Below are 8,567 nucleotides of genomic sequence, written 5' to 3' on the forward strand. Positions count from 1 at the left end.
GGTTATCACGGCGTTGCCACACTGAGCCGCATTCCCTTCAAGAAGATCGAGAGCCGCGACTTCTGCGAGGTTGGCGATTGCCGCCATCTCGCAACCGATCTCGATGTGCCGGGCGGCCTGCGCATACACAATTTCTATGTGCCCGCAGGCGGCGATGAGCCGGACCCGAAGATCAATCCGAAATTCGCGCACAAGCTCGACTTCGTGCGCGAGATGACGGACATCTTCAGCAAGACGCGCAACAAATCATCGAACCGCATGGTGCTTGTCGGCGATCTCAACATCGCGCCGCTCGAACATGATGTCTGGTCGCACAAGCAATTGCTCAAGGTCGTCAGCCACACGCCGGTCGAGGTGGACCTGATGAACGAGCTTTATGCCTCGCATGACTGGGTGGATGTGATGCGCCAGTTTGTGCCCGCCACAGAGAAGCTTTATTCGTGGTGGAGCTACCGCGCGAAGGATTGGGAAGCAGCAGACCGGGGCCGCCGCCTCGACCATATCTGGGTCACACCGGCGCTGCGGGATGCAGCCGTTTCGATGCATGTGCGCAAGGATGCAAGGGGGTGGGAGCGGGCGTCGGATCATGCGCCTGTAATCACGGCGCTGAGACTTTAAGCTGGGGGGGCCAGCTGTTTCGGGGGTGAAACGCCTCGCCTCCGCCCGCTCCTGGGGTTCCTACCTTGGGGCGTCTTTCCGGGCAACTTTGGGGGGAACCCGGGGAGCCTCTCGTTAGGGTAGATACCCCATATTAGGGTATTGACCCTATGAACGCAAGAGCGCAGGTTCCGTATGGCAGCCTGCAAGACACCGCATTGCCGCTACGGCAGGATGGGGAAAAGAGAAAAAAGATTCGGGGATGGCACCAAAAACCAAAGACAGGATTCTCGCCGCGAGCCTGCGGCTCTTCAACGAGAACGGCTATGACGCCGTAACGACGGCGCGCATCGCAGAGACGGTGAGCATCTCGGAAGGCAATCTCTGGTACCACTTTCGCAGCAAGCGCGACCTCGTCCGCGCCCATCAGCTTGCCCTGTTCGAACAGATCGACAAGCGGCTCGCCATCTCCTCCACGCCTGAAACCGTGATGGAGAATTACACGACCTTCATCCGCTCGATCTTCGAGGAAGTCTGGACCTATCAGTATCTCTATCGCGACCAGGCGGAGTATGGCCGCTCCTCACCGGAGCTCGAAGGGCGCGTCCAGGCGGTCTATAAATCCACGACCACCATGTTTATCCGCTTCTTTCGCCACATGATCGAGGCCGGACATCTGAATATTCCGGACGAGCAGCTTCCCGCACTTGCGGACAATGCCTGGGTTGTCATCCGCTACTGGCCGAGCTTCCTGCGCGAGACGCGCCATGTGGTGAAGCTCGACAAGGCCACGCTCAATGCCGGTATCCGCCATCACTTTGCATTGTTCGATACGCATCTGACGGAAGATGCGCGGCGCTTCTTCGAAAAGAACGCTTACGCCTGAGCGGCAGGCTCTTTCTTTTTCAGCGTCACGAAAGTGGCCGTGGAACTGCCTGTCGCAAGCAGCTTGCCGCTTTCATCCGTCAGCTCACCTTCGATGAAACCGACCGACTTGCCGCGCTTGATGACGCGGCCCGTGCCGATGATGCGGCCGGGGCGTGCGGCGTTGAGCATCGATACTTTCAGTTCAAGCGTCGGCGAGATCTGACCCCATTCAAGATCAAGCCCAACGGCAAGGCTCATCACATCATCGAGCATCGCCGCCACCATGCCGCCCTGAATGCCGCCCCACATATTGCAAAGCGCGTCGCTTGCATTGAAAGCAACCTTCACGGTGCGGGCTTCTTTGTCCGCTTCCAGAATCTCAAGCCCGAGATAGCGGCTTGCAGGCGCCATGCGCTTGAAAACCGCCTGAATGTTCGGCGGCCAGTCTGCATTGGCCTTTTTCTCTTCTGCCTGCGCTTCGCTCATTTCTCCGCCTGCCCTTTTCTTGTTCTCGCCCCGAGCCTCTCCCGCAACCGGGCGAGATCGCTGCCAATCGCTTCCAGCCGGTGCGCAAGGCGCGCGGCAACCGGCTCCGCCATTTCGGGAAACTCGCCAAGCAGCCGCTGGAACATGTCCCGGCCGATCCGCAGCACCTGCAATCCCGTCACGGCGCGCACGGTGCTGCGCCGCTGTCCCGGATCGAAGAGAGCCGTTTCGCCGATGAGCTCGCCCCTGTCAAGCCGGTAGGCCTGCGGCTCCCCCGCCTCGTCATGGGAAAGCATGACAGCCTCTCCCGCAAGAATGAGATAGGCGCAATCGGCCTCCTCCCCTTCCGAGAACAACGTTGCGCCCGGCGCATAATCCCGTCTCTCGCAGGTAAACGCCACGACCTCGAGACGCACGGGATCAAGCCCGGCAAAGAGATCGAGCTGCTGCAACAGGGCGACGGCGGGTTCAAGGCTCATGGCACAAAGCATAGCGAAGGCGGCTTCGCCTGTCGCGGCCATCTGATATTTGCGCCACCGGGAGCCTGCCTTTAAGAAGGATCACGCGCTCCTGAAGCGAAACGGCAGGAAACCTGAGAATGAGCGAAGCGACATCCGGCATCGCCTGGGATCACCCCGACCCCTTCATCTACAAGACGGTGGTGGAGAAGCAGCATATTGACGACTTTCAGCACACGAACAATGTCGTCTATCTGACATGGATGGCCAAGACCGCCTGGGAACATTCAAAGGCGCTCGGCCTCGACTTTGCTGCCTATGCCAAGATCAATCGCGGCATGGTGGTGCGTCGTCACGAGCTTGAATATCTGGCCGCAAGCCGAGAGGGCGAGCCTGTCTGGATCGGCACATGGATTACGGGGAATGACGGTCGCATCCGCCTGCGCCGTCGCTTCCAGATGGTGAACCCGCAAACGGGCGAGACCTTGCTGCGGGGCTTGAGCGATTTCGTCTGCATCAACATTGAAACAGGCCGCGCCACGCGGATGCCGCCCGAATTTGTGAGCACGTACAGGCTCACTGCCCATGTGCCGGGTGATGCCTGACCCGCTGATGCGGCGAAAGGTCCGATTGGTTTCCCCTCTCCGAAGAGGCACATGAGGCCCATAGCTTCAGGCCTTGAGAGGAAGACCATGGACCGCATCGACGGCGCAACGCTTTTTGTCATCAATCTTCTGCTGTTGCTCGCCATCGCCACTTTCATCTGGGGCGCAAGCGCGCTTCTCGTGGCCGCCCTGATCGGCACGCCGATCGTGCTTGGCTGCATCGTCATGCTTTCGCTTACCGCGAAAGCCTGAGCCTTACGGCACCAGCTTGTAGCCGCCGCTTTCAGTGACGAGGATCTGCGCATCAGGCGGGTTCTTCTCGATCTTCCGCCGCAGACGATAGATATGCGTTTCAAGCGTATGCGTCGTCACGCCTGAATTGTATCCCCACACTTCCGCCAGAAGCACATCGCGTGGCATCGTCTTGCCGCCCGCGCGATAGAGGAACTTCAGGATCGCCGTTTCCTTTTCCGTGAGGCGGATTTTCTTTTCATTCGCATCCACAAGCAGTTTCACGCTTGGCCGGAACGTATAAGGCCCGATGCTGAAGACAGCATCTTCGCTTTGCTCATGGCTGCGCAGATGTGCCCGCATGCGCGCAAGCAACACGCCGAAACGGAAGGGCTTCGTCACATAATCATTCGCGCCCGCATCAAGCCCGAGGATCGTATCGGCATCCGTATCCACACCTGTCAACATGACAATCGGCACGGTGACACCGCCCTCGCGCATCAGCCGGCAGGCTTCGCGCCCGTCCATATCCGGCAGGCCGACATCAAGCAGCACCAGATCAACATGATGGGTCTTTGCATGCTCGATCCCCGCTTGCGCCGTTGCAACGGCCGTGCAGGTGAACTCGCCATCAAGCTCAAGCTGCTCCGCGAGTGAATCGCGCAGCACGTCGTCATCATCGACAAGCAGGATTTTCTTCGTTCCGCCCATGATACTCAAAGCACATATCCAAGCCGTTCAGCATGGGGCGCGAGAACCGGCAGCACAGGCTTCATCTGCTCTTCATAGCGCCGCCAGCGTTCTGTTGCCTTTGAATAGATCGGCTGCGTCACCTGCGAATAGGAAGGCGTGCGGATCGTGCCGCGTTGCAGCGCATGTGCCGACGGATCGCTCACCGCCTCATGCCAGTCAAGCCCGAGGAACTGAAGCACCGGCTCGATTTCGGCGCGAAGATCGGCCACCAGATTCTCATAGCGCACTTCCTGCACATTGAGCGGCAACACATCTCGGTAAGTCTGCCAGAGCGAGAAAACGCGATCATAGAAAACCGCAGAGCCCTTCAGCGTGAGGAAATTCACCATGCCGCCATTCGGCACGAAATCCTGCATGAAGCAGGAAAGCACGCAGTCGGCCGGGTGGCGAAGCGCGAGAATGGTCTTCGCTTCCGGGAAAACCCGCGCAATCAGACCCGCATGAACCATATCGAGCGGCATCTTGTTGACGACCGTCTTGCCCTCAAGGTCTGCGCCCGCATTGCGCAGCTCGCTCCAGTAAATCGCACGCAGGCGAAGCCGCTCCGCTTCATCGAGCCGCATGAGAGAACGCGGGTAATCGGGTGACGCCTTTCTCACCGCATTGAGAAGCGGCAATTCTTCCAGCACCTGCGCCTTCGGATGGGCGTCAAGGATCTGGTCGAGCAGCGTCGTGCCGGAACGCGGAAAGCCGACAAGGAATACCGGCACATTTGCGTGGCCCGGTTCTTTCTCCAGCGGCGGAAGCGCGCTCATCCGCGCGATATTCTTCCGTGTAAAGAGCTTGTGCAGTTCCTCCACATTATTGAGAAAGGCTTCGCGGTCGAGATTCTTCAATTCCGGCAGGGCGCTTGTGCGGTCATTCATTTTGGTGAAATTGACGAAAGCCGCTTTCGTGTCACCCAGTTCCTCATAGACCTGCGCAAGCTCGGAATAGAGAAGCCGCGCATCGGTATGGGAAAGCGTGTCCTTCACCGCTTCCTCGAGCCGCGCCGCAAGTTCTTTCAGTAGAGCGGGGTTGTTCTTGTCCTTGCGCCGCTGCGCGATGGACCAGGTGCGAAGCGCGCCTGCATTTTTCGGATGGGCGACAAGCACCTCATTTGCAATCTCGATCGCCCTGTCGAGATCACCAAGCCGCTCATAGGTCGTCGCAAGGATTGCCTTCACCTGTGGCGGCGGATTGGAAACGCGCTCCAGCGCCTGCTCACAAAAAGCCGCCGCCTCGCGGAAAAGCCCGGCATCGCTCGCCGCATAGGCCGCCCGCATATATGGCCCCGCCTGATCGGGAAGCAGCTCGATCAGCCGCTTGAACTGTTCAATCGCCTCTGTCGGGCGCGCCGTATCCTTGTAGAGCTGGCCGCGATTGAGAAAGATATCCGGGTAATTCGGGTTGATCGCTTCCGCGCGCAGATAGGCGCTCAGCGCCTCATCCGTCTTGCCCTGATCGCGCTGCGCATTGCCGAGATTAACCCAGACATTCGCATGGCGCGGCATGAGCGCGGCCGCCGCCGCGATGAACTTCTCCGCCTTGTCCGCATCGCCCTTGCCGAGCGCCACCAGCCCGATCAGATGCATCGCATCGGGGTTCTGCGGCTCGACCTTCAGAATGGCGGCGGCCGCCTGTGCTGCATGTTCGAGCCGCCCCGCCGCCAGATGCGCCCCGCCGAGCTTCAGCAGGCGGTTGATATCTTCCTTCGAAAGAGCAGCCTGCATGGCAGGCCCGCCCGATCCGGCACCCTGACCGAAGCCCGGAACCGACACGCCGGGCCGCGCTCCGCCGGCAGCAGACGCCGGCAGCCCGACTGTCGCCCGGAAACCGCCCTGCGGATTGAAGCCAGGCATGGAAGGTTTTTGAGGCCCGCGAGGAGGAGGAGTCTTTTTCATGAAAATAGTGGAACCGGATTTCTGTTGGCGCGGAGTGTGCCACAGGCGCGGGTCAAGACCAACGGCGGAGGGACGCCGGGAGGCAAGGAGTTCCGCCGCCCGGCAGAACTTGCCGGGGGAGCAGGCCCGCCACGCCCGCAAATGCCCGAAATAACGGGCTTTCTTCTGGCCCGCTCCTTGCTCCGGCAAGGGCATGAGCGAGTTTCAGACAATCACACTCCTTCCACCCGGCCAGACCTATGGCAAAGGCAACATGGCGAGCGCCGCCTTTGCTGAACTGCGCGCCGCGCGCCTTGAAGGCCGCGCGTTAGAGACAGCTCAAGGAGAGAGTCTCAGCTTTTCCGATCTCGTGGATACGCTGAACCCGCTCCATCACGTGCCGATCCTCTCCGACATCTATCGGCGCCTCACCGGCGACGCGATCAGCCCGCAGGCCCGTGTGGCAGGCGGCACGCTTTACGGCGGGCCGATTGGCGGCATCGCCTCCGTGCTGAGCCTCGCCGTGACGGGCGACGCTGGACACGGCATTGGCGACCGGCTGGTTGCCGGATTGTTTGGCGATGACAAGCCGGAGAAGGCCACAATGCAACTCGCTTCTGCGCCTGCCCCGGTGGCTGAAGCCGCAGCGGATGAACTCATCACCGCCTCGATTGCGCCTGAAAGACAAAATGAGGCGCCGGAAGCAGCGCCGCGCGCCGCCAATCTCTCCGCCCTGCCCGCCCTCAGCCCGGAAGCCTTTGAAGCATTGATGAGCTCTTTTGCCGATGCGGGGGATCTCGCCGCGCTGAAGCCGGATACGCCGGAAGATGCGGGCAAGGATAACGGCCTCATCGCCGCCATGACGCGCGCCATCGACAAATATGAAGCGATGAAGCCTGAAGCGAGCGGCGCCAGCGCCGACAAGCAGGGCTGACAGGGGAATACGCGCGGGCACTGGCCCTTTTCGCCCCATGCGCTAATCTCGTTCCGCCATGACCGAGACCGCTGAAGAAACCTCTCCCGATATTCTCGTCACCGCCGAAATGGGCAGCACCGAGGGTGTGCTCACCATCGGCGCGCTTTGCTTCCGCTGCGCGCTTGGCCGTTCCGGCCTTGTGCATGACAAGCGCGAAGGCGATGGCGGCACGCCGCTTGGCCGCTTCCCCTTGCGCGAATTGCGCTATCGGCAGGACAGGCTCCCCGCGCCGGAAACGCGCCTGCCGCTTTTTCCCATCGCCCCTTCCGATGGCTGGTGCGACGCGCCGGAGGACGAAGCCTATAACCGCCCTGTGCGCCTGCCCTATCCGGCAAGTGCCGAGAAGATGTGGCGGAGCGATGCTCTCTACGATCTCGTCACCGTGCTCGGCCATAATGATGATCCGGTGGTGCCGGGCGCGGGCAGCGCCATCTTTTTCCATCTCGCAAAGGAAGAGGACGGACGCCTGAAGCCGACCGAAGGCTGCGTTGCGCTTCGCCTTGAAGACATGCTGCAAGTGCTGGCGCTTTGCGGCCCGGAAACCGCAATGGAGATCAGGGCGCTTTAGTCCCGCGATCCGAAAAGCGCGCTCCCCACCCGCACATGCGTGGCGCCAAAGGCAATCGCCTTTTCAAAATCCCCGCTCATGCCCATGGAAAGCCCGCGAAGCCCATTACGCCGCGCGAGCTTTTCGAGAAGCGCGAAATGAAGCGCAGGTTCCTCATCGGCTGGCGGAATGCACATAAGCCCTTCAATCTCGAGCCGCCATTCATCGCGGCAGCGCGCGAGAAATGCGTCCACCTCCCCCGGGAGAAGCCCCGCCTTTTGCGGCTCCTCGCCCGTATTCACCTGCACCAGCAAACGCGGCAGGATCGCGCCTTTTTCCCGCGCCCGGACAAGCGCAAGCGCAAGTCTGTCACGATCCAGCGTGTGGATGACATCGAAAAGCGCAAGCGCATCCTCAACCTTGTTCGTCTGCAACGGCCCGATCAGATGCAGCTCGATATCCGCATGCTGCGCGCGAAGCGCCGGCCATTTGTGCGCTGATTCCTGCACGCGGTTTTCGCCAAAAACGCGCTGCCCCGCTGCGATCAATGGCCGGATCGCTGCCTCGTCAAAGGTTTTTGACACGGCAACCAGCGTCACATCTTCAGGCGCGCGCCCCGCATTCCGCGCTGCCTCGGCCATGCGCGTTTTGATCGCATCGAGACGCGCTGCTGCCGTCGCTTCCGAACTGGTATTGCCTGTCACGCTTGCCTACTCTCTCTCACGACACAGAACCTGAAGCCTTGAGCGAACCTGTCCTGATTTATAGCAGGAATGAAACGGTGAGAACTGCCGGTCTGGAACGCAAGGCCGGAACCAAACAAGGATAATCGCAATGGAAGCCGCGCGCATCGCTCATCGCCTGACATTGGCACGCGCCTTCGTGCCGCTGATCGGCGTCACCGATCCGAAGCGCCTGCCTGATCCTGAAACAGCGCTTGATGCTTTGCCGCGCGGCAGCGCCCTCATCTGGCGCGCTTATGACAGACGCCCGACACGCGACGAACTTCACCGCCTCTCCGGCAAGGCCGCGCGCAAGGGGGTGACGCTTTTGCTCGCGGGAGCATTGCCGATTGAAACACAGGCCGCAAATTTCGGGCGCCACTTGCGCGAGCATGAATTGCGCCGCCCCGGCCTGCGCGGTTGCGACAGGAGCGCGCATCGCCGCACGTCACCGCTCGCGCTC

Annotated in this window: 12 protein-coding genes; 7 read left to right on the plus strand and 5 right to left on the minus strand. The window is 61.0% G+C overall.

Annotated elements, in window-relative coordinates; all coding sequences use genetic code 11:
- Both WBF74_RS12460 and WBF74_RS12465 read left to right on the plus strand, forming a co-directional pair.
- The coding region (locus tag WBF74_RS12460; protein WP_424440369.1) for an exodeoxyribonuclease III at positions 1 to 618 on the plus strand (618 nt) is incomplete at its 5' end.
- A 241-nt stretch (positions 619 to 859) separates the two neighbouring features.
- Positions 860 to 1,483 carry a TetR/AcrR family transcriptional regulator gene (locus WBF74_RS12465; protein ID WP_424440372.1) on the plus strand — a complete coding sequence of 208 codons (624 nt, stop codon included), beginning with the start codon at positions 860 to 862 and terminating at the stop codon, positions 1,481 to 1,483.
- Here the strand turns inward: WBF74_RS12465 and WBF74_RS12470 are convergent.
- Both WBF74_RS12470 and WBF74_RS12475 read right to left on the minus strand, forming a co-directional pair.
- Positions 1,474 to 1,950 carry a PaaI family thioesterase gene (locus tag WBF74_RS12470; RefSeq protein ID WP_424440375.1) on the minus strand — a complete coding sequence of 159 codons (477 nt, stop codon included), beginning with the start codon at positions 1,948 to 1,950 and terminating at the stop codon, positions 1,474 to 1,476. The two genes, WBF74_RS12465 and WBF74_RS12470, sit on opposite strands and share 10 nt — an antisense overlap.
- Entirely contained in the window at positions 1,947 to 2,471 is a 525-nt protein-coding gene (locus WBF74_RS12475; protein ID WP_424440378.1) for a Crp/Fnr family transcriptional regulator, read from the minus strand. Before WBF74_RS12475 ends, WBF74_RS12470 begins: the two co-directional genes overlap by 4 nt.
- Before the next feature lie 77 nt (positions 2,472 to 2,548).
- On the opposite strand from WBF74_RS12475, the gene WBF74_RS12480 reads away from it, so the two are divergent.
- The gene (locus WBF74_RS12480) at positions 2,549 to 3,013 is read left to right on the plus strand and encodes an acyl-CoA thioesterase (protein WP_424440381.1); all 465 of its coding nucleotides are present in this window, start codon (positions 2,549 to 2,551) and stop codon (positions 3,011 to 3,013) included.
- Between the two features lie 87 nt (positions 3,014 to 3,100).
- On the plus strand, positions 3,101 to 3,265 hold the full coding sequence (locus WBF74_RS12485; RefSeq protein ID WP_424440384.1) for a hypothetical protein: 165 nt from the start codon (positions 3,101 to 3,103) through the stop codon (positions 3,263 to 3,265).
- Positions 3,266 to 3,268: 3 nt separating this feature from the next.
- Here WBF74_RS12485 and WBF74_RS12490 read toward each other — a convergent pair whose 3' ends face one another.
- Together WBF74_RS12490 and WBF74_RS12495 are read right to left on the minus strand one after the other, a co-directional pair.
- On the minus strand, positions 3,269 to 3,955 hold the full coding sequence (locus tag WBF74_RS12490; protein ID WP_424440402.1) for a response regulator transcription factor: 687 nt from the start codon (positions 3,953 to 3,955) through the stop codon (positions 3,269 to 3,271).
- Between the two features lie 5 nt (positions 3,956 to 3,960).
- Positions 3,961 to 5,838: a tetratricopeptide repeat-containing sulfotransferase family protein gene (locus WBF74_RS12495; RefSeq protein ID WP_424440387.1), complete on the minus strand. Its 1,878-nt coding sequence runs from the start codon at positions 5,836 to 5,838 to the stop codon at positions 3,961 to 3,963.
- A 235-nt stretch (positions 5,839 to 6,073) separates the two neighbouring features.
- Here WBF74_RS12495 and WBF74_RS12500 point away from each other — a divergent pair, with 235 nt between their 5' ends.
- Both WBF74_RS12500 and WBF74_RS12505 read left to right on the plus strand, forming a co-directional pair.
- A complete protein-coding gene (locus tag WBF74_RS12500) occupies positions 6,074 to 6,793 on the plus strand; it encodes a hypothetical protein (RefSeq protein ID WP_424440390.1) in 720 nt (239 codons plus the stop codon).
- Positions 6,794 to 6,851: 58 nt separating this feature from the next.
- On the plus strand, positions 6,852 to 7,403 hold the full coding sequence (locus tag WBF74_RS12505; protein WP_424440393.1) for a L,D-transpeptidase family protein: 552 nt from the start codon (positions 6,852 to 6,854) through the stop codon (positions 7,401 to 7,403).
- On the opposite strand, the gene WBF74_RS12510 is transcribed toward WBF74_RS12505, so the two are convergent.
- On the minus strand, positions 7,400 to 8,086 hold the full coding sequence (locus tag WBF74_RS12510) for a YggS family pyridoxal phosphate-dependent enzyme (RefSeq protein WP_424440396.1): 687 nt from the start codon (positions 8,084 to 8,086) through the stop codon (positions 7,400 to 7,402). The two genes, WBF74_RS12505 and WBF74_RS12510, sit on opposite strands and share 4 nt — an antisense overlap.
- A 130-nt stretch (positions 8,087 to 8,216) precedes the next feature.
- On the opposite strand from WBF74_RS12510, the gene WBF74_RS12515 reads away from it, so the two are divergent.
- On the plus strand, positions 8,217 to 8,567 hold a 351-nt coding region (locus WBF74_RS12515), incomplete at its 3' end, for a hypothetical protein (protein ID WP_424440399.1).

Source organism: Parvibaculum sp., assembly GCF_049672805.1.
GTDB lineage: Bacteria > Pseudomonadota > Alphaproteobacteria > Parvibaculales > Parvibaculaceae > Parvibaculum.